Origin of the sequence: Pseudomonas sp. Eqa60 (genome assembly GCF_018326405.1) — a bacterium.
GTDB classification, from domain to species: Bacteria; Pseudomonadota; Gammaproteobacteria; order Pseudomonadales; family Pseudomonadaceae; genus Aquipseudomonas; species Aquipseudomonas protegens.
In genome coordinates, this window is the sequence record NZ_AP024342.1 from 4338327 (window position 1) to 4360182 (window position 21856).

Annotated in this window: 19 protein-coding genes, 1 tRNA gene and 1 pseudogene; 11 read left to right on the forward strand and 10 right to left on the reverse strand. The window is 61.7% G+C overall.

Features of this window, described 5'->3' with window-relative positions:
• Positions 1–140 precede the first annotated feature (140 nt).
• The 3 genes from mobA to fdhD all read left to right on the forward strand — a co-directional run bounded on the left by mobA (position 141) and on the right by fdhD (position 2641).
• Positions 141–755 carry a molybdenum cofactor guanylyltransferase MobA gene (gene mobA, locus KI242_RS19455; protein WP_176707089.1) on the forward strand — a complete coding sequence of 205 codons (615 nt, stop codon included), beginning with the start codon at positions 141–143 and terminating at the stop codon, positions 753–755.
• A gap of 109 nt (positions 756–864) precedes the next feature.
• Entirely contained in the window at positions 865–1755 is an 891-nt protein-coding gene (locus tag KI242_RS19460; protein WP_212805462.1) for a LysR family transcriptional regulator, read from the forward strand.
• Positions 1756–1813: 58 nt separating this feature from the next.
• On the forward strand, positions 1814–2641 hold the full coding sequence (gene fdhD, locus KI242_RS19465; RefSeq protein ID WP_212805463.1) for a formate dehydrogenase accessory sulfurtransferase FdhD: 828 nt from the start codon (positions 1814–1816) through the stop codon (positions 2639–2641).
• 72 nt (positions 2642–2713) lie between these two features.
• Here the strand turns inward: fdhD and moaE are convergent, their stop codons facing one another.
• The 5 genes and pseudogenes from moaE to moaA form a co-directional block, all read right to left on the reverse strand.
• Positions 2714–3172, reverse strand: a complete 459-nt coding sequence (gene moaE, locus KI242_RS19470; protein ID WP_015636138.1) for a molybdopterin synthase catalytic subunit MoaE — start codon at positions 3170–3172, stop codon at positions 2714–2716.
• Positions 3173–3174: 2 nt separating this feature from the next.
• Positions 3175–3426 (reverse strand): molybdopterin converting factor subunit 1, encoded by a 252-nt coding sequence (moaD, locus tag KI242_RS19475; protein WP_011062001.1) that lies wholly within the window; start codon positions 3424–3426, stop codon positions 3175–3177.
• Positions 3423–3905, reverse strand: coding sequence for a cyclic pyranopterin monophosphate synthase MoaC (gene moaC, locus KI242_RS19480; protein ID WP_015636140.1), 483 nt, complete (start codon positions 3903–3905; stop codon positions 3423–3425). Before moaC ends, moaD begins: the two co-directional genes overlap by 4 nt.
• Before the next feature lie 26 nt (positions 3906–3931).
• Positions 3932–4830 (reverse strand): annotated as a pseudogene (locus KI242_RS19485) (bestrophin family protein).
• 45 nt (positions 4831–4875) lie between these two features.
• Positions 4876–5874: a GTP 3',8-cyclase MoaA gene (gene moaA, locus KI242_RS19490; protein WP_041752364.1), complete on the reverse strand. Its 999-nt coding sequence runs from the start codon at positions 5872–5874 to the stop codon at positions 4876–4878.
• Positions 5875–6330: 456 nt separating this feature from the next.
• Between moaA and KI242_RS19495 the strand changes: the two genes are divergently transcribed.
• From KI242_RS19495 to KI242_RS19510, 5 genes are all read left to right on the forward strand, one after another.
• Positions 6331–8655 (forward strand): FdhF/YdeP family oxidoreductase, encoded by a 2325-nt coding sequence (locus KI242_RS19495; RefSeq protein WP_053152590.1) that lies wholly within the window; start codon positions 6331–6333, stop codon positions 8653–8655.
• 128 nt (positions 8656–8783) lie between these two features.
• Positions 8784–10205 (forward strand): cytochrome ubiquinol oxidase subunit I, encoded by a 1422-nt coding sequence (locus KI242_RS19500; protein WP_053159353.1) that lies wholly within the window; start codon positions 8784–8786, stop codon positions 10203–10205.
• A 16-nt stretch (positions 10206–10221) separates the two neighbouring features.
• Positions 10222–11238: a cytochrome d ubiquinol oxidase subunit II gene (gene cydB, locus KI242_RS19505; protein ID WP_015636145.1), complete on the forward strand. Its 1017-nt coding sequence runs from the start codon at positions 10222–10224 to the stop codon at positions 11236–11238.
• Entirely contained in the window at positions 11225–11356 is a 132-nt protein-coding gene (locus tag KI242_RS32000; protein ID WP_015636146.1) for a hypothetical protein, read from the forward strand. Before cydB ends, KI242_RS32000 begins: the two co-directional genes overlap by 14 nt.
• Positions 11349–11495: a DUF2474 domain-containing protein gene (locus KI242_RS19510; RefSeq protein WP_011062008.1), complete on the forward strand. Its 147-nt coding sequence runs from the start codon at positions 11349–11351 to the stop codon at positions 11493–11495. Before KI242_RS32000 ends, KI242_RS19510 begins: the two co-directional genes overlap by 8 nt.
• Before the next feature lie 58 nt (positions 11496–11553).
• Here KI242_RS19510 and KI242_RS19515 read toward each other — a convergent pair whose 3' ends face one another.
• From KI242_RS19515 to KI242_RS19525, 3 genes are all read right to left on the reverse strand, one after another.
• Positions 11554–12528, reverse strand: coding sequence for a Dyp-type peroxidase (locus tag KI242_RS19515; RefSeq protein WP_015636148.1), 975 nt, complete (start codon positions 12526–12528; stop codon positions 11554–11556).
• Between the two features lie 319 nt (positions 12529–12847).
• Positions 12848–15121, reverse strand: a complete 2274-nt coding sequence (locus KI242_RS19520) for an FdhF/YdeP family oxidoreductase (RefSeq protein ID WP_011062010.1) — start codon at positions 15119–15121, stop codon at positions 12848–12850.
• A gap of 251 nt (positions 15122–15372) precedes the next feature.
• Positions 15373–16266 carry a DMT family transporter gene (locus KI242_RS19525; protein ID WP_123430514.1) on the reverse strand — a complete coding sequence of 298 codons (894 nt, stop codon included), beginning with the start codon at positions 16264–16266 and terminating at the stop codon, positions 15373–15375.
• 132 nt (positions 16267–16398) lie between these two features.
• Between KI242_RS19525 and KI242_RS19530 the strand changes: the two genes are divergently transcribed.
• Positions 16399–16836, forward strand: coding sequence for an Lrp/AsnC family transcriptional regulator (locus tag KI242_RS19530; protein WP_011062012.1), 438 nt, complete (start codon positions 16399–16401; stop codon positions 16834–16836).
• Positions 16837–17084: 248 nt separating this feature from the next.
• Here the strand turns inward: KI242_RS19530 and KI242_RS19535 are convergent, their stop codons facing one another.
• On the reverse strand, positions 17085–17756 hold the full coding sequence (locus tag KI242_RS19535) for a Bax inhibitor-1/YccA family protein (protein ID WP_212805464.1): 672 nt from the start codon (positions 17754–17756) through the stop codon (positions 17085–17087).
• A gap of 123 nt (positions 17757–17879) precedes the next feature.
• On the opposite strand from KI242_RS19535, the gene KI242_RS19540 reads away from it, so the two are divergent.
• Positions 17880–17967 (forward strand) — tRNA-Ser (locus tag KI242_RS19540).
• Between the two features lie 437 nt (positions 17968–18404).
• Here the strand turns inward: KI242_RS19540 and KI242_RS19545 are convergent.
• Positions 18405–18890 carry a GNAT family N-acetyltransferase gene (locus tag KI242_RS19545; RefSeq protein ID WP_134532620.1) on the reverse strand — a complete coding sequence of 162 codons (486 nt, stop codon included), beginning with the start codon at positions 18888–18890 and terminating at the stop codon, positions 18405–18407.
• 418 nt (positions 18891–19308) lie between these two features.
• Here KI242_RS19545 and KI242_RS19550 point away from each other — a divergent pair, with 418 nt between their 5' ends.
• Entirely contained in the window at positions 19309–20673 is a 1365-nt protein-coding gene (locus KI242_RS19550) for a Shedu anti-phage system protein SduA domain-containing protein (protein WP_169893140.1), read from the forward strand.
• Positions 20674–21856 lie beyond the last annotated feature (1183 nt).

Genomic DNA, 21856 nt, shown 5'->3' on the forward strand with positions numbered 1-21856 from the left:
TTATCGATGCGCTCTATCATCCTGCCGGGCCCTGCCAGGGGGCCGATAAAGCCCGTCAATCGGCCATTCAACACTTCCGATTGGACGTACCCGAAGGACAATGCCATCGTTTGCGCCACCTACTTGATATGCGTCCTGCCATGACCCCGACCCAGCCCGCCCCCGCCTGTTCCCTGCCCTGCTCGATCCTGCTGCTGGCCGGTGGCCGCGGCTCGCGCATGGGCGGCCAGGACAAGGGCCTGGTGGCCTGGCGCGGCCAGCCGCTGATTGCCCATGTGCAGGCGGTGGTGCGGCCCTTGAGCGATGACCTGATCATTTCCTGCAACCGCAACGCCGAGCGCTACCGGGCCTATGCCGACCGCTTGGTGGAGGACGGGCAGAAGGATTTCCCCGGGCCCCTGGCCGGAGTCCTGGCCGGCCTCGCAACGGCCCGCCACCCCTGGTTGCTGGTGCTGGCCTGCGATGCGCCGCAGATCGACGCGGCGCTGATCCAGGCCCTGCTGGATGCCCGCGGCAACGACGCCAGGCCGGTGATGGTGCAGCAGGCCGGGCAATGGCAACCCATGTTCAGCCTGATCCCCACGGCGCTGCTGGGCGACCTGCGCCAGGCCTGGGACAACGGCGAGCGCAGCCTGCTGCGGGCCCTGGCCGCCCATGGGCTGAGGCCCCTGCCCTGCGCCGCGGACGATCCGCGGCTGAGCAACTTCAATACCCCTGAACTACTGTCTGAAGCAGGCCCCAAGCCCCTGGCCTGAACACCGCCGGAGGTGCCCAAGGGCGCGACCGGGCAAGGCCCCAGGCCTTTTCATGGGCGCAACACCTGCGTTATTACTGAACCCGACTTTTCCCACAACAGGTGCCACCGTGGACATCAAGCAACTCAAGTTTCTGATCGCCCTGGAGCAGACCCGGCACTTTGGCCAGGCCTCCGCGCGCTGCCATATCACCCAGCCGACCCTGTCCATGCGCCTGCGCAATCTTGAGGATGAACTGGACCTGATCCTGGTCACCCGTGGCCAGCGCTTCGAAGGCTTCACCGAAGCCGGCGAGCGGGTGCTGGCCTGGGCCAAGACCCTGCTGGCAGCCCATGACGGGCTGTTCGCCGAAGCCGCTGCCTGCCGCGGGCAACTGGTGGGCAAGCTGCGCCTGGGGCTGGTACCGCTGAGCGGCTTCAACCCCATCAGCTACGTGCAACAGCTATCGTCGAGCTTCCCGGAACTGCAGTTCAGCCTGTCGTCCATGAGCTCCGACCGGATCATCGAGGACATCGGCAACAACCAGCTGGACCTGGGGGTCTGCTACCTGGACCACGTCAACCCCAACTACCTGGACTTCTTCGAGATCGGCGAGACCCGGGTCGGCCTGCTCTACGACACCCGGCACTTTCATTTCGAAGGCACCGAGATGAGCTGGGAGGACGCCGCCGAACTGCCGCTGGGCATGCTCAGCACCGGCATGCACTATCGCAAGTCCATCGACTTGAGCTTTCGCAGCCGCGGCCTGAACCCGCAGCCGATCCTGGAAAGTGACTCCACCTACCAGCTGTTCCAGGCGATCCACGAAGGCTTCTGCTGCTCGATCATGCCCCTGGACAGCGGCCTGAATTCGCCCATCGAGAACCTGGCCTTTATCCAACTGCCGGATGCCAGCGTGCTGGCGCCACTGGGGCTGGTGATGCGCAAGACCGAGCCGCGCTCGGCGATTGCCGAAAAGTGCTTCGCCGAAGCCAAGAAGCTGTTTGCGATCAAAGAGTGAATCAATGCCCCAGGGCCGCCCATGGCCCTGGGCAAATCGAATGCAACGAGGTGTGGTCATGGTTTGCCGGATCGAACAAACGGAGCAACAACCCGAGGCCAATGCGCCGGCGCCGGCGCCGCAGCGGGTGTCCTATCGCGAGTACAGCGCCGACGGCCCCATGGCCGAGGCGCCGCTGGCCGCCGAGATCGCCCTGGCGATCACCTACAACGGCCTGAGCCAGGCGGTGATGATGGTGTCTCCGGGCAACCTGGAAGACTTCATTCGCGGCTTCAGCATCACCAACGACATCGTCAATGACCTCGGCGAAATCTACGACATCCGCCTCAGCCACTTCCCCCAGGCCTGCCAGGCCGACGTGGAAATTTCCAGCCGGGCGTTCTGGGCGCTCAAGGACCATCGCCGGCAAATGGCCGGCACCAGCGGCTGTGGCCTGTGCGGAGTGGAGGCCCTGGAACAGGCGCTGCCGCAACTGCAGATCCTCGAACCCGCGGCCCTGCCACCTGCCGAACACCTGCAGGGCCTGCGCGAGCGCATCGAACAGGCCCAGCACATGGCCCGCAGCAGCGGTGCCCTGCATGCGGCGCTGTACTTCGACGAACAGGGCGAGGTGCGCCTGTGCCAGGAAGACATCGGCCGCCACAACGCCCTGGACAAGCTGATTGGCGCGCTGCTGCAGGCCGGGATCGATGGCAGCCAGGGCTTTACCGTGGTCACCAGCCGTTGCAGCCTGGAACTGATCCACAAGGCCGTGCGCGCCCGCCTCGGCACCCTGGTCAGCCTATCGGCGCCGACCGCACTCACCGTGCAATGGGCCAACAAGCATCGCCTGAACCTGATCCACGTCCCCCACCGCAACGCCCCACGGATCTACAGCCCGGTGTAAATGCACCACGCCGGATGACATGCATCCGGCGTGGTTAGCCCCTTCCCTCAAGCCTCTGTCAGCGGCATAAGCTCAACGTTCTACACCCCAACGTTCGGCCGCCTGCCGGTCGCTCTCGCGGCCGTCGATCCAGCGTTCGCCGGCCGGGGTGACTTCGCGTTTCCAGAACGGGGCGCGGGTCTTGAGGTAATCCATGATGAAGGCGCAAGCCTCGAAGGCCGCTTGGCGATGGGCGCTGGCCACCCCGACAAAGACGATGGGCTCACCCACCTGCAGCAACCCCACCCGGTGCACCAGGCTCACCCGGTTCAGCGGCCAGCGCGCCTGGGCCTGCTCCACGATGCGCTGCAGCGAGCGCTCGGTCATGCCCGGGTAGTGTTCAAGAAACAGGCTGTGCACCGCCTCCCCCAGGTTGAGATCGCGCACATAACCGACAAATGTCACCACGCCGCCGACGCTGGCGTCGCCGGCCTGCAAGCCGGCATTCAGCTGGTCGAGGCTCAACGCCTGGGTCTGCACCTGGATGCTCATGCTCAGCCTCCGGTCACTTGCGGAAAGAAGGCGATTTCATCGAAGTCCTCGATGGCCGCATCAAGCTTGCACAGCTCCTGGTTCAGCGCGCACATCAGGCTGTTCTCCCCCAGCACCTGCGCCCAGGTTTCACCCCGGGCCATCAGCCGCTGGCGCAGGTCCTCGACGGTGCGCAGGCTGGCATCCAGGGGCAGTTTCTCGCCACCGCAGCCCAGTTGCTCACGGTAGCGGGCAAAGTAGTTGACCAGAATCATCGGGCCTCTCCTGCGATAAAGGTGCCGGACTTGCCGCCCTGCTTCTTCAGCAGGTGCAGCCCTTCGATGACCATGGCGCGGTCCACCGCCTTGCACATGTCATAGATCGTCAGCGCCGCCACGCTGGCGGCGGTCATGGCTTCCAGCTCGACCCCGGTGGCGCCGTTGAGCCGGCAGCAACTGGTGATCTGCACCCGGTCCGGCGGCAGTGCCCGTAGTTCGATGTGGATCCCGGTGAGCAGCAACGGGTGGCACAGGGGGATCAGTTCGTGGGTCTTCTTTGCCGCCATGATCCCGGCGATGCGCGCCACGGCGAACACATCGCCCTTGGGATGGCCCTGGTCCTGGATCAGTTGCAGGGTGGCCGGGAGCATGCGCACCCAGGCCCGAGCCTGGGCCTCGCGCTCGGTAGCGGCCTTGCAGGTGACATCCACCATGCTGGCCCGGCCCTGGTCGTCCAGGTGAGTGAGTTCATTCATGTAAAACCTCGGATAACAACAGTGGATCAGCTCAGGACATAGTCCACCGGCTCCAGCGCCGGCGGCAGTTCGGTGGCCCCAGGGCTTCGAGAATCTCGCGCTCGATGTTGCGCACGATGGCGCTCAGCGGCAGGTCGTTCTCGTCGTGGCCGAAGGGGTCTTCCAGCTCGTCGCCAATGGCGTCCAGGCCGAAGAAGGTGTAGCTGACGATGGCGGTGAAGATCGGCGTCAGCCAGCCCAGGGGCTCGGCCATGGCAAAGGGCAGGAGAATGCAGAACATGTAGCTGGTGCGGTGCAGCAGCAACGTGTAGGGAAACGGCAGCGGCGTGGCCTTGATCCGCTCGCAGGTGGATTGCGCGCCGGTGATGGCCGCCAGTTGATTGGCCAGCAGCAGGTAGCGCCATTCGCTGAGCCGCCCCGCCTGGGCCTGGTCCGAACACTGGCGCGCGATCTGGCGCAGCAGGCTGTCCGGCAGGTTGCTGGTGCTTGCCGGCGGCAACTGGCTGAGCCAGGTTTCGGCAGCGCTCAGTTCATCTTCGCGGCGCAGCCGGGCCTTGAGGGCATGGGCGAAACCGCACAGGTCACGCAGGATCGCGCTGCGCGCCCGGGTGTCTTCAAGCACCTGGGTTTCGCGGATCATCGAGCGCACCTCGGTCACCACCGTGCCCAGGGCCTTGCGCGCTTCGTACCAGCGGTCGTAGCAGGCGTTGTTGCGAAAGCTCATGAAGATCGACAGCGACAGGCCGAGCAAGGTGAACGGGGTGGCATTGACCTTGGAGAAATACGCCGGGTGCAAGGTCTCGATCAGCACGATGGCCGAGGCCAGCAGGGTCACCAGCAGGCTGCGCAGGGCGATGCGCTTGGCAATCGACCCCTTGAGGGAAATCAGCACGCTGATCAGGTTGGGTTTGGATCTGACGATCATCGGGGTAGAACCTTTGCACAATGAAAAGCCGTGATGAGCAGCGGTTCAGCCGCCGGTCATGTTCATGAAGCGCACCACCTGCACCTCGTCGTTGAGTTCGAAGTGATGGCTGTAGGGCTTGAGCTTCATCGCCTCGACTATGGCCCGCTGCAGGCGCCCGGTATCGCCGGGGTGAGCGCGCAGCACGGCCTTGAGGTCCACCGAGTGCTCGTTGCCCAGGCACAGCAGCAAGCGGCCTTCGACGGTCAGGCGCACGCGGTTGCAGGTGCCGCAGAAGTTGTGGCTGTGGGGCGAGATGAACCCCAGGCGAATGTGCGGCGCCTCGGCCAGGCGCCAGTAGCGCGACGGGCCCTGGGTCGACTCGGCGGACTCGATCAGGGTGTAGCGCTCGGCGATCCGCTCGCGAACCCGGGCACTGGAAAAGAACGCATCGCTGCGGCTGTGTTCGCTGATGGTGCCCAGGGGCATTTCCTCGATAAAGGAGATGTCCAGGCCGCGGTCGATGGCAAAGGCCACCAGTTCGTTGATCTGCTGGTCGTTGCGCCCCTTCATCACCACACAGTTGAGCTTGGTGCGCTCAAAGCCGGCGGCAATCGCCGCGTCGATGCCGGCAACCACCTGGCCCAGCTCGCCGGTGCGGGTCAGCTGCCGAAACAGGGTCGGGTCCAGGCTGTCGAGGCTGATGTTCAGGCGCTTGACCCCGGCGTCGAACAGCGGCGCGGCCAGCTTGCCCAGTTGCGAGCCGTTGGTGGTCATGCACAGCTCCCGCAGCCCGGGCAGCCGGGCAATGTCCCGGCACAGCTGGACCACCCCGGGGCGGATCAGCGGCTCGCCGCCAGTGAGGCGGATCTTGCGGGTGCCCAGGGCCACGAAACGTTCGGCCAGCTGGTACAGCTCTTCCAGGGTAAGAATGCGTTGGCGCGGCAGGAACTGCATGTCCTCGGCCATGCAATACACACAGCGGAAATCGCAGCGGTCGGTCACCGACATGCGCAGATAGTCGACCCGCCGAGCGAAGCCATCGAGCAATACCTGATCTGACATCCGAGCCTCTTTCGACGGTGGGAATCCATCGCGATTAGTTGAAGTTCTTCCACACAAGCACATGCAGAAGGTGTTATTGGCGGCAAGATTAAAAGCCATTAAAAGCCCCGTCCAATCGCTATTAACAACTGGCTGATCAATACAATCTATCGCTCCTCAAATCGCTTCCCACAAAGACCGAAACAAACAATCAACCATTTGATATATATAGGTTTTTAACGGTGATAGAGGCTTTCGATCAGCCGGTCATTAATTGCGATTAGACAGCGGCCACGGGTGACGAATAGGCTTTATTCGTGGCCCATATAACGAGCCCTGAAAGTTACTCCACGCCAATAAGCAATACCGAACTCAAACAAGTTCACAACAACCGCATTTAGCCTGTGCAGTCAAACAATCACTGACATCGATTCAATGTCGGCCGGTTGCCTGCGTGCGCTGTATTGGAGAAATATCATGAGCGAAGTTGATCGATACAAACCCTACAAGGGCGCCGCTGCCGGTTGGGGGGCGCTGATCGCAGTGACCAAGAACTGGCTGGGCAGCGAGAATGCCTTCAAGAACATCCGCGCCATGCTCAAGACCAACCAGAACGGCGGCTTCGACTGCCCCGGCTGCGCCTGGGGCGAGTCGCCGGAAAACGGCATGGTCAAGTTCTGCGAGAACGGCGCCAAGGCGGTCAACTGGGAAGCCACCGGGCGCCTGGTGAACCCGGCCTTTTTCAACAAATACACGGTCTCGGCCCTGGCCGCGCAGAGCGACTACTGGCTCGAGTACCAGGGCCGCCTGACCCACCCCATGCGCTATGACGCCACCCAGGACCGCTATGTGGAAACCACCTGGGACGAAGCCTTCGACCTGATTGCCAGCCACCTCAAGGGCCTGGACTCGCCCAACCAGGCGGAGTTCTACACCTCCGGCCGGGCCAGCAACGAGGCGGCCTACCTGTACCAACTGTTCGTGCGCGCCTATGGCACCAACAACTTCCCCGACTGCTCCAACATGTGCCACGAGGCCAGTGCCGTGGGTATGTTCGAAAGCGTCGGCGTGGGCAAGGGCACGGTGGTGTTCCATGACCTGGAACAGGCCGACGCGATCTTCGTCATCGGCCAGAACCCCGGCACCAACCACCCGCGGATGCTCGAGCCACTGCGCGAGGCGGTGAAACGCGGTGCCCAGGTGATCTGCTTCAACCCGCTCAAGGAACGTGGCCTGGAGCGTTTCCAGCATCCGCAGCACCCGCTGGAGATGCTCACCAACGGCTCCGAGCCCACCTCCTCGGCCTACTTCCGCCCGGCCCTGGGCGGCGACATGGCGGCCTTTCGCGGCATAGCCAAGTTCCTCCTGCGCTGGGAGCGCGAAGCCCTGGCCAACAATGGCGAAGCGGTGTTCGACCGGGCCTTCATCGCCGAACACACCTCGGGCCTGGACAGCTACCTGGCCGAAGTCGATGCCACGTCCTGGAACCACATCGTCGAGCAGTCCGGCCTGAGCCTGGCCGACATCGAGCTGGCCGCGCGCATGTACCGCAAGGCCAAGCGCGCGATCATGTGCTGGGCCATGGGCCTGACCCAGCACACCCACTCGGTGCCAACCATCCAGGAAGTGATCAACGTGCTGTTGCTGCGGGGCAATATCGGCCGTCCCGGCGCCGGCCTGTCGCCGGTGCGCGGCCACAGCAACGTGCAGGGCGATCGCACCATGGGCATCAACGAACTGGCGCCCACCGAGCTGCTGGATGCCCTTGAGGCGCGCTTCGGCTTCAAGCCGCCCCGGGAGCACGGGCACAACACGGTGATGGCGATCTCGGCCATGGAACAGGGCCGGGCCAAGGTGTTCATCGGCCTGGGGGGCAACTTTGCCCAGGCCACCCCGGACACCCCGCGCACCCACGCTGCCCTGCGCAACTGCGAGCTCACCGTGCACATCGCCACCAAGCTCAACCGCAGCCACCTGGTGACCGGGCGCGAGGCGCTGATCCTGCCGTGCCTGGGCCGCACCGATATCGACATCCAGGCCAACGGCCCGCAAGGCATCACCGTGGAAGACACCTTCAGCATGGTGCATATCTCCCACGGCCAGCTCAAACCCAAGTCGCCGCACCTGCGTTCGGAACCGGCGATCATCGCCGGCATCGCCAACGCCACCCTGGGCCAGCACCCCATCGACTGGCTGTGGGCGATCGAAGACTACGGGCGCATCCGCGACCTGATCGCCGACACCATCCCCGGTTTTTCCGACTTCAACCTCAAGCTGCTCAACCCCGGCGGCTTCCACCTGGGCAACGACGCCAGCCAACGGCGCTGGAACACCGCCACCGGCAAGGCGCGGTTCATCCCCAGCGAGCTGCCGGAACACCTGGTCAGCGCCGGGGTGCGCAAGCTCAAGGTCAAGCCCGACCTGATCCTGCAGACCATGCGTTCCCACGACCAGTACAACACCACCCTGTATGGCCTGGACGACCGCTATCGCGGGGTCTACGGCATGCGCGAGGTGCTGTTCGCCAACGAGGACGACATCCGCCGGCTGGGCTACGAGCCGGGGCAGAAGGTCGACATCGTGTCGCTGTGGGATGACGGCCGGGAACGCCGGGTCAGCGGTTTCACCCTGATCGCCTACGACATTCCCGCCGGCCAGTCGGCCGCCTACTACCCGGAGACCAACCCCCTGGTGCCCCTGGAAAGCTACGGCGACCGCACCTACACGCCGACCTCCAAGTTCATCGCCATCCGCCTGGAGCCGGCGGCGGCCAGCAACCTGATCCAGTCCGTCGGCGTTTGACCCGGCCGGAGCGGCCAAGGCGCCGCTCCAGCCTACCCCGCGCAGCCTTTTGCCGTACGCCGCGAACCCGGGTTCACGGCGGCCGGAAGGCGCCTGCGCGGGCCCCCAGCCATTACGAGGGTTTCGTCATGTTTCATCTACAGGCACTCGACCTGGCGCGCATCCAGTTCGCGTTCACGGTCTCGTTCCACATCATCTTTCCCGCCATCACCATCGGCCTGGCCAGTTTCCTGGCGGTGCTCGAAGGCTTGTGGCTCAAGACCCACAACAGCACCTACAAGGACCTGTACCACTTCTGGTCGAAGATTTTCGCCGTCAACTTCGGCATGGGCGTGGTTTCCGGGCTGGTCATGGCCTACGAGTTCGGCACCAACTGGAGCCGCTTCTCGGACTTCGCCGGGAGTATCACCGGCCCTCTGCTGACCTATGAAGTGCTGACCGCGTTCTTCCTCGAAGCGGGCTTTCTCGGGGTCATGCTGTTCGGCTGGAACCGGGTGGGTCGCGGGCTGCACTTTTTCGCCACGGTGATGGTGGCCATCGGCACCCTGATCTCGACCTTCTGGATCCTCGCCTCCAACAGCTGGATGCAGACGCCCCAGGGCTTCTCCATCGTCGATGGGCGGATCATGCCCATGGACTGGCTGGCGATCGTCTTCAACCCGTCCTTCCCCTTCCGCCTGATGCACATGGCGATTGCCGCATTCGTCGCCACGGCGTTCTTCGTCGGATCGAGCGCCGCCTGGCACCTGCTGCGGGGCAACGACACGCCGCCGGTGCGCAAGATGCTGTCGATGGCGCTGTGGATGGCGCTGATCGTGGCACCGATCCAGGCGGTGGTCGGTGACGCCCATGGCCTGAACACCCTGGAGCACCAGCCGGCGAAGATCGCTGCCATCGAAGGCCACTGGGAAAACCACGGCAGCGAACCCTCGCCCCTGGTGCTGTTCGGCATTCCCAACATGGACGGCGAGAAAACCGACTACGCCGTGGAAGTGCCCTACCTGGGCAGCCTGATCCTGACCCACAGCCTGGATAAGCAGATCCCGGCGCTCAAGAGCTTCCCCAAGGAAGACCGTCCCAACTCGGCCATCGTGTTCTTCAGCTTCCGCATCATGGCCGGCCTGGGCATGTTGATGATCCTCACCGGGTTGCTGGGCCTGCTGCTGCGACGCAACGGCGCGCTGTACCGCAACCGCCTGTTCCTGCGCCTGGTGCTGTGGATGGGCCCCACCGGCCTGATCGCCATGCTGGCGGGCTGGATCACCACCGAAGTCGGGCGCCAGCCCTGGGTGGTGTACGGCCTGCTGCGCACCAGCGACGCCGCCTCCAACCACAGCGTGGCGCAACTGAGCATCTCCCTGGCGCTGTTCGTGGTGATCTACTTCTCGGTGTTCGCCGTGGGCATCGGCTACATGATGAAGCTGGTGCGCAAGGGCCCGCAGCCCCACCACGAGCATCCGCCCAGCACTGCGCCCGGCCAGGAGCCGACTCCGCGCCGGCCGCTGTCGGCCATCCCCGAGACCTTCGCCACCGGCGACCACCACCTCTGAAACAAGGGCAACCAACATGACGATTCAAGGCATAGACCTGTCATTGATCTGGGGCGTGATCATCGCCTTCGGGGTGATGATGTACGTGATCATGGACGGCTTCGACCTGGGGCTGGGGATCCTCTTTCCGCTGATCCCCGATGCCCGGGAGCGGGACGTGATGATGAACACCGTGGCCCCGGTGTGGGACGGTAACGAGACCTGGCTGATCCTCGGTGGCGCGGCGCTGTACGGCGCCTTTCCCCTGGCCTATTCGGTGATCCTGGAGGCCCTGTACCTGCCGCTGATCTTCATGCTCGCAGGGCTGATCTTCCGCGGCGTGGCCTTCGAGTTCCGCTTCAAGGCCAGCCCCGAGAAACGGCACATCTGGGATTGGGCGTTCATCGGCGGCTCACTGCTGGCGACCCTGTGCCAGGGCATCGTGATCGGCACCTATATCAGCGGCATCCCGGTGGTCGATCGGCAGTTCGCCGGCGGCACCCTGGACTGGCTGGCGCCCTTCCCGCTGTTCTGCGGCCTGGGGCTGATCGTGGCCTATGCGCTGCTGGGCAGCACCTGGCTACTGGTCAAGACCGAAGGCATGCTCGAAGCGCGCATGCGCCACTACACCCGGCCCCTGGCGTTCGCGCTGACCGCGGTGGTGGCGGTGCTCTGCGTGTGGACCGCGCTGCTGCACCCGGAGATCGCCAACCGCTGGTTCAGCCATGCCCATATCGTGATCTTCGGTGCGCTGCTAGTGCTGGGGCTGGCGGCACTGTGCGGGCTCCTGGGCACTTTGCGCCAGCACCATTCCCACTGGCCGTTCGTGTTCACCCTGGTGCTGGTGTTCCTCGGCTACATCGGCCTGGCGTTCAGCATCTGGCCGAACATAGTGCCGCCGTCCATCAGCCTGTGGGAGGCGGCTTCACCGCTGTCCAGCCAGCTGTTCATCCTGATCGGCACCCTGTTCATCCTGCCGGTCATCCTGATGTACACCTGCTGGAGCTACTACGTGTTCCGCGGCAAAGTGAGGATTGGCGATGGCTACCATTGATCGAGCTACACCCCTGCCCTGGCACAAGGCTGTGGCGCAACTGAGCCTGCTGTTCATCGGCGCACTGCTGATGCTCGCCTGCAGCGGCGCACTGATGCTGGAGCTGGCGCATGGATAGGCTATCGACGCGGCCGGCATCCACCTGGCAGCGGTTGCTGTGGATGGGGGGTATCTGGCTGGCCAGTGTGGTGGGCCTGGGGCTGGTGGCCGGCGTGTTGCGGCTGCTGATGCAAGCCGCCGGCATGCACAGCCACTGAGCAGGGGCGATAACGCCTGCAACCCCGGCCCGCAATAGCGGGCCGGTTTTTTTTGCGCCTACAGGCCGGTGGGCGCGCGCTCGGCCAGGTCTTCCAGCAGGTCGGCGGAGGGCACGAAGAACAGCCCGCCGGTGACCGCGGTGCTGAAGTCCAGCAGGCGATCGTAGTTGCCTGCAGGGCGGCCGACGAACATGTTCTCCAGCATCTGCTCCACCGGCCGTGGCGAGCGGGCGTAGCCGATGAAATAGGTGCCGAATTCCCCGGCGCCCGGGCGGCCGAACGGCATGTTGTCGCGCAGGATCTTCACCTCCTCGCCGTTCTCTTCCAGGGTGGTCAGGGAGCTGTGTGAGCAGCTGGGTTTCACTGCATCGTCGAGTTCGATATCCGACAGTTTGGTGCGGCCGATGATGCGCTCCTGGGCCTCCACCGTCAGTTCGTTCCAGGCGGTCATGTTGTGCAGGTACTTCTGCACCAGCACGTAGCTGCCATTGCAGAACTGCGGGTCCTCGTCCCCCACCAGGGTGAAATCCACCGCCTCGCGGCCTTCCGGGTTCTCGGTGCCGTCGACGAAGCCGACCATGCTGCGCATGTCGAAATAGCGGAAGCCCTGGACCTCGTCCACCACCTTGATCGAATCCCCCAGGGGCTTGAGCAACTGCGTGGCCAACTCGAAGCACAGGTCCATCTGTTCGGCACGGATGTGCAGCAGCAGGTCGCCGGGAGTCGATGGCGCGCGGCGCCCCTCCACGCCCACCTCGATGAACGGGTGCAGCGACGCCGGGCGCGGGCCACCGAACAGACGGTCCCAGGCGCTGGAGCCAAAACCGCAGACACAGGACAGATTGCCCCCCGGGACGCGCTTGCCCACCGAACGGGTTAAGGCGGCGATATCGGCGCACCAGTCGCGCACGGTTTGCGCGGCAGCGGCGCCGGGCGCCAGGGTGGCGACGATGAAGATCGCGCTACGGGTGATGGGATTGCAGATGGCTTGGGGCTCGGGCTTGCGCTCGGCCAGGGAGGACGGCTGGGTCATTATGGGTTCCACAGGCTGCGGTCGGAAAAATCACCGACAGGAAAATAGCAGATTGTGACCGTGGCAAGGGAGATTGCTCCCCCTGGAAGGTGCCGCCCTCCCATTCACCGAATCCCCGGGCCATCAAGCATCTCTGGCCTCCCACAGCGCACGACCCTGTAGCCGCTGCCGCAGGCTGCGAGGCTGCGCAAAGGACCGCAGGGCCTTGCTTGGCGATCTACCGCCGGGCATCAGCGTTTTCCGGATCGCCGCGGCCGCTACGCGACCGTGCGCAGCCTGCGGCAGCGGCTGCACGAGTCGCGAGGCGCTGTGGCTCCGCTCAAGCGGGGCTTGAGCGCAACACTCGCACCGGCACCGATTTGTAGGACGGCGTGCCGCTGTCCACGTCCAGGTAGTCCAGGGGCACCAGGCGGTTGGCTTCGGGGTAGTAGGCGCCCACCGTGCCATTGGCGATCTTGTATTCGATGGCGGTGATCTTCTCGTAGCGCAGCCGGCGCCCGCCGATCACCGTTTCGATGTCCACCAGGTCGCCATGGGCCAGGCCCCGGGCGGCCAGGTCCGCCGGGCTGATGAACAGTACGTCGCGGCGGCCGAACACCCCGCGATAGCGGTCGTCCAGGGCGTAGATGGTGGTGTTGTACTGGTCGTGGCTGCGCAGGGTGATCAGCCGCAGCACATCGGCGCCGTCCACTTCCTTGTCCTCATGCAGCCCGGGAAAGACGAAGAATTCGGCCTTGCCCGAGGGCGTCAGCCACTGCCGCTCGGCTGCCGCCAGGGGCATGCGGAAACCACCCGGCACGCGAATGCGGGCGTTGTAGTCGTCAAAGCCGGGCACGGTCTGTTCGATCAGGTCGCGGATCTTGTCGTAGTCGGCCACCAGCTCCAGCCAGGGCACGCGGCTGCCCGGCAGGGTGGCCCGGGCCATGCCGGCGACGATCGCCGGTTCCGACAGCAAAAACTCGGAGGCCGGCGCCAGCTTGCCGGCCGAGGCATGCACCATGGACATCGAGTCTTCGACGGTGATCGCCTGACGCAGGCCGTCCTGCATATCCAGCTCGGTACGGCCCAGGCAGGGAAAGAGGAAGGTTTCCCGGGCCACCAGCAGGTGGCTGCGGTTGAGCTTGGTGGCGATGTGCACGCTCAGGTCCAGCTTGCCCATGGCCGGGAAGCACTGGCCCGGGTCCGGCAGGGCCACGGCAAAGTTGCCCCCCAGACACAGCAGGGCCTTGGCGCTGCCGGCGATCATCGCCTGCATGGCTTGCACCGCATCGTGACCGTGATGCGCCGGCGGGGTGAAGCCGAAGGTCTGCTGCAGCTTGTCGAGAAAGGCCGGGGAAGGCTTCTCGGTAATGCCCACGGTGCGGTTGCCCTGCACGTTGGAGTGGCCGCGCAACGGGCAGATCCCCGCCCCCGGCTTGCCCAGGTTGCCCCGCAGCATCAGCAGGTCGCAGATCAGCCGGACATTGGCCGTGCCTTCGTTGTGCTGGGTGATGCCCATGCCGTAGGTGACGATGGTGGCGTTGGACTTGGCATAGGCCGCGGCGACCATTTCCAGGTCCGCCTGGTGCAGGCCGCTGGCCTGCTCGATGTCTGCCCAGGCGGTGGCATGCAGGTCCGCCGCCAGGGCCTCGAAGCCCTGGGTGTGCTCGGCGATGAATGCCTGGTCCAGGACTTGCCCCAGGCTGTCCTCCAGGGCCAGCAGCGCCTTCATGATGCCCTTGATCGCCGCCGCGTCGCCGCCGGCCTTGACCTGGAAGTACGACGAGGCGATGCGGGTGGAACCGTAGGTGGCCATCTCCACCATGTTCTGCGGGTCGGCGAACCGCTCCAGGGCGCGCTCGCGCAAAGGGTTGAAGACCATGATCGGCACCTTGCGCCGCGAAGCTTCATGCAGGGTGCCCATCATCCGCGGGTGGTTGGTGCCGGGGTTGTGGCCGATGGAGATGATCAGCTCGCAGAGGTCGAAGTCCTCCAGCGACACCGTGCCCTTGCCGATGCCAATGGACCGCGGCAGGCCGACGCTGGTGGGCTCGTGGCACATGTTCGAGCAGTCGGGAAAGTTGTTGCAGCCGTATTCCCGGGCGAACAGCTGGTACAGGTAGGCCGCTTCGTTGGACGCGCGCCCGGAGGTGTAGAACTCCACCTGCTCGGGCTGCAGGCTGCGCAGGATCTCGCCGATGCGGGCAAAGGCGTCCTGCCATGCCACAGGCTTGAAGGTGTCGCTGGCGCGGTCGTAGACCAGGGGCTCGGTCAGGCGCCCGAGGTCTTCGAGTTCGTAGTCCGAACGCTGCAGCAATGAGGTCACCGGATGCTGGGCGAAGAACGCCGGGGTTACCCGCTTGTTGGTGGCCTCCCAGGTCACCGCCTTGGCGCCGTTTTCACAGAACTGGAAGGTCGACTTGTGCTCCTTGTCCGGCCAGGCGCAGCCCGGGCAGTCGAAGCCGTCGGGCTGGTTGGTGCGCATCAGGGTCAGCGGCGCCTTGAGGGTGTCCATCTGCTCGCGCACCGCGGTCGCAGTGGCCTTGAGCGCGCCCCAGCCACCGGCGGGACCATCGTAGTTGCGGATTCCGGGAACCTTGCGTCGAGTACTCATGAGCGCTCCAGGGCCGGCCCGGCGCTGCACGACGCGAACCGGTGGTTGCGGGTGACCGAGGCGCGCCAGGGCAGGATGCCCAGGGGCCTGGATCAAGGGGCAAGCGCGCTGGAAAAGCCTCAGCGCAGGGTAAAATCTAGCCCTGCGGGTTGGCCTGTCAAGGCCAGGCGCCGACCGGTACAGGGCCCATGCCAGGGCCCCGGCCAGGCCCGAGGGAGCCTATTGCAGGCCCCCGCCAGAACCTGTAGCGCCTACTGCAAAACGCTGCGCCGGCGCTTGAGGGTCCAGCCCTGCTGCATGCCGGCCGCGGCCAGCAGGATCGCCCCCACGCCCACCCATTGCAGCAGCCCCAGGCGGTGCCCGAAGGCCACCCAGTCGACCAGGATCGCCGCAATCGGGTAGATGAACGACAAGGCGCCGGTCAGGGCCGTCGGCAGTTTCTGGATCGCCCCGTACAGCAGCACGTACATCACCCCGGTATGGAGAATGCCCAGGGTCAGCAGGCTGGCCCAGGCGCTGGCCTGCTGGGGTGGCGCGCCGAGGTTGGCCCAGGGCGCCAGCAACAGCACCCCGGTGCAGACCTGGATCAGGGCGATCAGGTGCGGCGGCGTGCTGCTCAGGCGCTTGATCAGCAGCGCGGCGAAGGCGTACAGCGCCGCCGCGCCCAGGGCCAGGGCAATGCCCAACAGGTAGTCGCCACCCTCCTCGCCCTGGCTGCCGTGGGCACTGACGATGGCCAGCATTCCGGCGAACGACAGGCCCAGCCAGAACAGCTTCTGCGGGGTGATCTTTTCTCCCAGGAACAACGCCCCGAGGGCCACCAGGATGAACGGCTGAACGTTGTACACCGCGGTGCCGATGGCGATCGAAGCCCGGGAGTAGGAACCGAACAGCAGCACCCAGTTGCCGACAATGGCCACGCCACTGAGCACCGCGAGGATCAAGGCGCGCTTGCTCAGAATGTTCTTACGCAAAAAGCCGAAAGCTCCACAAATCAGCAGCAAGGTCCCGGCGCCGAACAGGCACCTCCAGAACACCACATCCAGCACCGGTTGCCCGGACACCAGGACGAACCAGCCAATGGTTCCGGAAATCAGCATGGCAGCGGTCATTTCCAATGATCCGCGTCGGGTTTGTGCATCCATCATCAGGCTCCTTTGCAAGTGGGCAAATTATGCCCAGCCAGCAGAGCCCATCGCCAGATCAAAACCTGGGCTAGAATCGATTCAGACCTTTTTTATCAAGGCCAAAGAGCCCATTCACCTAACGAGATCGCCATGCTGGATGCCATCGACCAAACCCTGATCAGCGCCCTGATGCAAGACTCGCGACGCTCCCTCAAAGCCCTGGCGCAGATCAGCGGGCTGTCCGCTCCCAGCGTCTCGGAGCGCTTGCGCCGGCTGGAAGAACGCGGCGTGATCAGCGCCTATACCCTGGAGATCGACCCCAGGTTTCTCGGTTACCAGTTGCAGGCCATCGTCCGCATCCGCCCCTTGCCGGGCAAGTTGCAGGAGGTCGAACGGCAGATCCTGGCGATTGCCGAGTTCACCGAATGCGACAAGGTCACCGGCGACGACTGCTTCATTGCCCGTCTCCAGGTGCGCTCCATGGAACAACTGGACAGCCTGCTGGACCACCTCAATCACTACGCCGAAACCAACACCGCGATTGTCAAGAAATCGCCGATCAAACGGCGCCTGCCGCCTCTGGAATAGGCAGCGGTCCGGACCGCTTTCCAGGTCCGAAAAAACGCCCTTCTGCGCCCCGGCGCCTTGGCAGCGCCGGACGGAACGCGAACAGCGAACCCTGCGGCCAGCACTGTTCAGCGCACTGGCTATCTCCCATCTGCTGACCACCGCACAGCTACAGGTATGAGCGCGTCGAAAAGCTGGACAGCCAAAGAAAACCTGGGCAACAAAAAGCCCGCCGAAGCGGGCTTTTTTCAATGGCTCAGCACCTGTGATCAGTCATCGCGACCCATGATGCCGAACAGTTGCAGCAGGCTGACGAACAGGTTGTAGATCGATACATACAGGCTGATGGTGGCCATGATGTAGTTACGTTCGCCGCCGTGGATGATGGCGCTGGTCTGGAACAGGATGCACACCGAGGAGAACAGCACGAAGCCGGCGCTGATCGCCAGTTGCAGGCCGCTGATCTGAAAGAGCAGGCTGGCCAGCACGGCGCCCATCAGGACGAAGAAACCGGCGGTGATGAAGCCGCCGAGGAAGCTCATGTCCTTGCGGGTGATCAGCACATAGGCCGACAGACCGCCGAATACCAGTGCCGTCATGGCAAAGGCCGAACTGACCACTTCGGCGCCGCCCTGCATGCCCAGGTAGCGGTTGAGAATCGGGCCGAGCAGAAAGCCCATGAAACCGGTCAAGGCGAAAGCCGACACCAGGCCCCAGGCCGAGTCACGGAGTTTGTTGGTGAGGAAGAACAGACCGTAGAAGCCGATCAGCACCACGAAGATGTTCGGATAACCGACACGCATCTGCTGTGCCACATAGGCCATCACCCCACTGAACGCGAGGGTCAGGGCCAGCAGGCCGTAAGTGTTGCGCAGGACGCGGCTAACCTCTAGCTGCTCGGCCTGCACGCCGTTGTTAACTGCGTAATCCTGTTCGCGCATGGCGACACTCCTGTTGGGGGAAACATTTAGTGGCATGGATGATAACAGAGGCTCTGTAACTCGCGACGCAGAGAGTTTGACAGTGTGTTTCATTCGGGTATTATGGCGCCCGCAATGCGATCTGGAGGTGTGGCCGAGTGGTTTAAGGCAGCGGTCTTGAAAACCGCCGACTGTAACAGGTCCTAGAGTTCGAATCTCTACGCCTCCGCCAAATCTCAACGAGAAAGCCCTGATTTTTCAGGGCTTTTTTGTTTCTGCTGCTCACGGGCGCTTACCGTCACCATCTGACCGTTTCCGCATCATTTCTTTAGTTTCCGCAACTACCCCCCTACGGCACCTTGCCGACAGAATGCCAAAACCTGTGGCCCGACCTGGATGCTGTCCTGTATTTTCCTAACCTCAGGATGACCGATTCTTGCCACACACCATGGCCTGCAGTTACTGGACGGGAGTAATTGCTGCATCGCCCCGATGATGGATTGGACACACAAACGCTGTAAGCCTTAATTTTAAAGACCTCCGTTGATCAACATCAGACTGTGTACCAATTTTTTACCACTTCACCTGGTAGCTCTAAGCTGTCACCTGCCACTTTTCGTTCAGAGATCGACAGTGAAAGGTGCGACTAAAATTTGAGAACAGGCGCCACTACGAGACGGTGGTACGGAGGTCCATCCTCAGGACAACCATTTGTGAATACTCGGCTTTGACTTGACGAGAAAAATTCTTACTTCCTATCTCTGAAAAGCCCCACTTGAGATAGGCGTTTCTTGCATTTACTGCAGACGCCATTACATCCAGCCATACGTGCGTCAGCCCTAACTCTTTCGCGTGCTCGATTGCTGCAGACACAAGTCGAAACCCTAACCCCGACTTCTGACTGCCCGGTAGAAGATAGATCCTAGAAATCTCCGCTCCCCCACATTCGTGCGTGATCGGGTTTCGAGAGTCAACCATCATGGTTAAGAATCCAACCGCAACCCCAGCAACCTCGGCTACCCAAAGCCTTGATTCAGCTTGTCGCAGCAGCATCAAAAATGCTGATGTACTAAAGGTATCCAGTTGATTGGCTAAAGCTACGCAGTCATTCCATAGGTAATGATAGGACGCTGCATAAGCAGCAGGACCAATCACTCCTAACACCTCAGCATCGTCTACACATGCTCTGCGGATTTTTACCACTCCGTCCACACTTGGGCCTCGCGCAATTCCAATGGGTCACCCAAGAGTCTACCCCCTCAGATCTGCGTCTGCTTTGCTCGACTGCTGCCAGGGATGCAGAAATTAGCCCCCAAATCCGTGATGGATTGGGGGACGTTCCCTGAAAGCCTATAGCATCAAGGCTTCAAAACGGCAGACTAAGTTTCGGTACCAATTTTGTACCACACCCTTTTGATCATCCTCGCCACTTGAGGCGCAGCTCTATTCGATCAGTCGGCGTAGAACCTTCCACTTTCACTGCCAAAAAACTACAACAATCCACCCACCTACTCTATAAAGCTGTTGCAGGAGTCTTATAGGTAAGAGAACGCCATTTGGGAGGTCACAGTGCATGTCAGTCACCGTTGAGATGGTTGCGGAATTCATGTTCGCCTACACACGGCGGTATCGTAACGAGTACCGCAGAGCCACCACACCTCTACCAGATGGTCCTGGATATCCGAATCTAGTTCAGTCCCCTTATCTAGACGCCAAAAAACTTCAGGTCTACGTTGCTCAAGACGGCGTTGTGATTTCCATTGAAAACGAACCACCACACCAGTGGTACATTGCTGGCGGTCCTGCGCTTAAAGTGGATTATGAGCCAACCAGAACTCCCAAAGATGTCACCCAATTCTTAGCCGACAACCAACTACAAGGGAAGGACATCGGCATTTATAGAATAGTATCGAAAACTCCCCTAGCCTCCTGTATATGGCGCAGCCGAGTACAGGGCATAGAGAGAGAGCTGCAAATCTCAGACCCTGAACTTGAACTAACACTATCCCTAAAACAAATAAATTTACCATATAAAAAACTAGTCAACACACTGACATTTGGTGCATATGGCTCGGTGCTTGATCCAAAATTTGATGATGCCGCTGATTTTGGCAGGTCTCACATCACTAAGAATTTAGGATTTTTCCCGGCAGACCTAAACAATAGAAGATTTTTTGAGTATATCGAGGTAGTTAGTCATGCCGATGAGGCAGCGTGGGACAAGCGACTGATAACCCTACGCGTCCAGCAAGATATCCGCCGAGATATCGGCTCAGCCTTAGCCACATACGGGCGTGAGCCTCTAGGAGGTTCTATATCGTTCGGTAGCGAACCGGAATGGCTTGATTCTTACAATAATCGCCTTGACTCATTAAAGATTGCCATTTCTACCTTAGGAGAGGCTTTAAGGTTTCAGCCAGACGGCATTGAGTCTATATTTCACGCTATCTTAGAGAAACATCCAGTACTGCTAGATGTTTACGGCTCATGCGAAAGCAAGCCCGAACTAATCTATCCAAATGGTCAGACTTCACCCATCGGTAAAACAAAACTTCAGCCAGACTTCATCATTAAATACCCCGACCAATCTTACAAATTAATTGAAATCGAACGCCCCGCAAAAAAACTAGCCACAACGCAGGGACAACCACGAGCAGAAGTCAGTCAAGCCGTATTCCAAACAGCTGAATGGAAGCACTATATAAAAACCCACTATTCGTTAGTCGCTTCACGCTATCCAGGTATTCAATCGAAATGCAAAACGTCCGTAATCATGAGTCGATTTACTCAGCAAAATTTTAAGAACGTGTCAGATGCACGCGAATACATGGGACTGATGATAGACCAATACAACATCGATGAGTTCCTCACATTCGACGATCTCCTTGAAAGAGCAATTTCCGCTTACACAATGCTCTCAAGTTTTCCTCCGACATAAACAGCCATAAGGATAGGGATTCGAACTCGACCATAATCAACCGCAGTCCGCTCAAGGCCACGAAATTAGAGTATGTAGCACCTGAGTTAAGGCCTATATAGGCCTAAAGCGGTATCCGCTATGCCCTAAAAATGCCCTAAGATCATCTGCGCTTCGAGCCAACAACCTGTTCGGCATCTGCAAACCAGGGTAGCGAGGATAACGCGTCCGAGGTGTGCCAAGTGATCAGCCACTCGGTGTGGATCAAATCCGGCAGGCTGATCCCGTTTTGTGGGAACGCGTCACCCATGCGCCTTTCGCCACCATATTTCCACTCAAGCGGTCCGAAGCCGTCTGCCATACTTCGGCCCGAGAGGCTGTCATGGCCAACTCTGTATCATTCGTAATAAGTTCAGCGTCTCGCAGGGCCTGCGTGTAGCCGATTGCATTATGGTAGGCGCGAACACCAGAAGCCCAGTCGCTCGATTTATGTACTGAGTTCAACCGCAAAAGCCAGGCTGTTTGGACTCTGCGCTCGGCAAACCGGGCTGATCGCTAATCGTTAATACGCTGATGCCTGGCATGCCCCAATCCCCCAAATTAAGCGCTACTTATACGCTTACCAGCACGACCGATACCAGTAGCCAAATGTAGGGGGCATGGTTACCACGACCACTAAAAAGGCCCACATCCCTGCCAGGTGAGGGGCCTTTTTTTGAACCGTCGAAACCAACATCCCCTAGACGAGCAGGCCAGTCCCACCTCGGCTGGCCTTCGCCTAATCAACCCTTGTTCGCAATAACCCTCTTTGCCAAGGTTGATCAACAGGGACATCTCTTCCAACGGAACTCATCTGCTCCGTTTGTGCGTGGTGGGTGTTTCACCAAACCTTGAAGTCCTTTCCAGGGTTTCTTCAAGCGCTCGAACTAGTACATTTGTGCTAGTTGACTCCCCCCTCCTACGGGGATCATAGTCCCGACTAGTGCTGCCATTCTGAGATTTCAGTCAATCGGACATTTCGACTAGTCGCGCAGTATCACAAGGGACGTTTGGCTGGGTAGTTTAACGCTCGAAGTTGATGATAATCGATGAAATGTGTTATTTACTTTTTGATTGCAACGAAGCTAATTTGCTTCTTAATTTAGTCGCCAGACGCTACGAGCATGGCAGCGTGTGCTGGCCAGCAAATATCACTGACTCGAGA

Excerpts from the sequence above, each read along its gene's own strand:
- mobA (WP_176707089.1), top strand. The coding sequence starts at position 141 with ATGACCCCGACCCAGCCCGCCCCCGCCTGTTCCCTGCCCTGCTCGATC.
- fdhD (WP_212805463.1), top strand. The coding sequence starts at position 1,814 with ATGGTTTGCCGGATCGAACAAACGGAGCAACAACCCGAGGCCAATGCG.
- moaE (WP_015636138.1), bottom strand. The coding sequence starts at position 3,172 with ATGAGCATCCAGGTGCAGACCCAGGCGTTGAGCCTCGACCAGCTGAAT.
- moaD (WP_011062001.1), bottom strand. The coding sequence starts at position 3,426 with ATGATTCTGGTCAACTACTTTGCCCGCTACCGTGAGCAACTGGGCTGC.
- moaC (WP_015636140.1), bottom strand. The coding sequence starts at position 3,905 with ATGAATGAACTCACTCACCTGGACGACCAGGGCCGGGCCAGCATGGTG.
- moaA (WP_041752364.1), bottom strand. The coding sequence starts at position 5,874 with ATGTCAGATCAGGTATTGCTCGATGGCTTCGCTCGGCGGGTCGACTAT.
- KI242_RS19495 (WP_053152590.1), top strand. The coding sequence starts at position 6,331 with ATGAGCGAAGTTGATCGATACAAACCCTACAAGGGCGCCGCTGCCGGT.
- KI242_RS19500 (WP_053159353.1), top strand. The coding sequence starts at position 8,784 with ATGTTTCATCTACAGGCACTCGACCTGGCGCGCATCCAGTTCGCGTTC.
- cydB (WP_015636145.1), top strand. The coding sequence starts at position 10,222 with ATGACGATTCAAGGCATAGACCTGTCATTGATCTGGGGCGTGATCATC.
- KI242_RS32000 (WP_015636146.1), top strand. The coding sequence starts at position 11,225 with ATGGCTACCATTGATCGAGCTACACCCCTGCCCTGGCACAAGGCTGTG.
- KI242_RS19510 (WP_011062008.1), top strand. The coding sequence starts at position 11,349 with ATGGATAGGCTATCGACGCGGCCGGCATCCACCTGGCAGCGGTTGCTG.
- KI242_RS19515 (WP_015636148.1), bottom strand. The coding sequence starts at position 12,528 with ATGACCCAGCCGTCCTCCCTGGCCGAGCGCAAGCCCGAGCCCCAAGCC.
- KI242_RS19520 (WP_011062010.1), bottom strand. The coding sequence starts at position 15,121 with ATGAGTACTCGACGCAAGGTTCCCGGAATCCGCAACTACGATGGTCCC.
- KI242_RS19525 (WP_123430514.1), bottom strand. The coding sequence starts at position 16,266 with ATGGATGCACAAACCCGACGCGGATCATTGGAAATGACCGCTGCCATG.
- KI242_RS19530 (WP_011062012.1), top strand. The coding sequence starts at position 16,399 with ATGCTGGATGCCATCGACCAAACCCTGATCAGCGCCCTGATGCAAGAC.
- KI242_RS19535 (WP_212805464.1), bottom strand. The coding sequence starts at position 17,756 with ATGCGCGAACAGGATTACGCAGTTAACAACGGCGTGCAGGCCGAGCAG.
- KI242_RS19550 (WP_169893140.1), top strand. The coding sequence starts at position 19,309 with ATGTCAGTCACCGTTGAGATGGTTGCGGAATTCATGTTCGCCTACACA.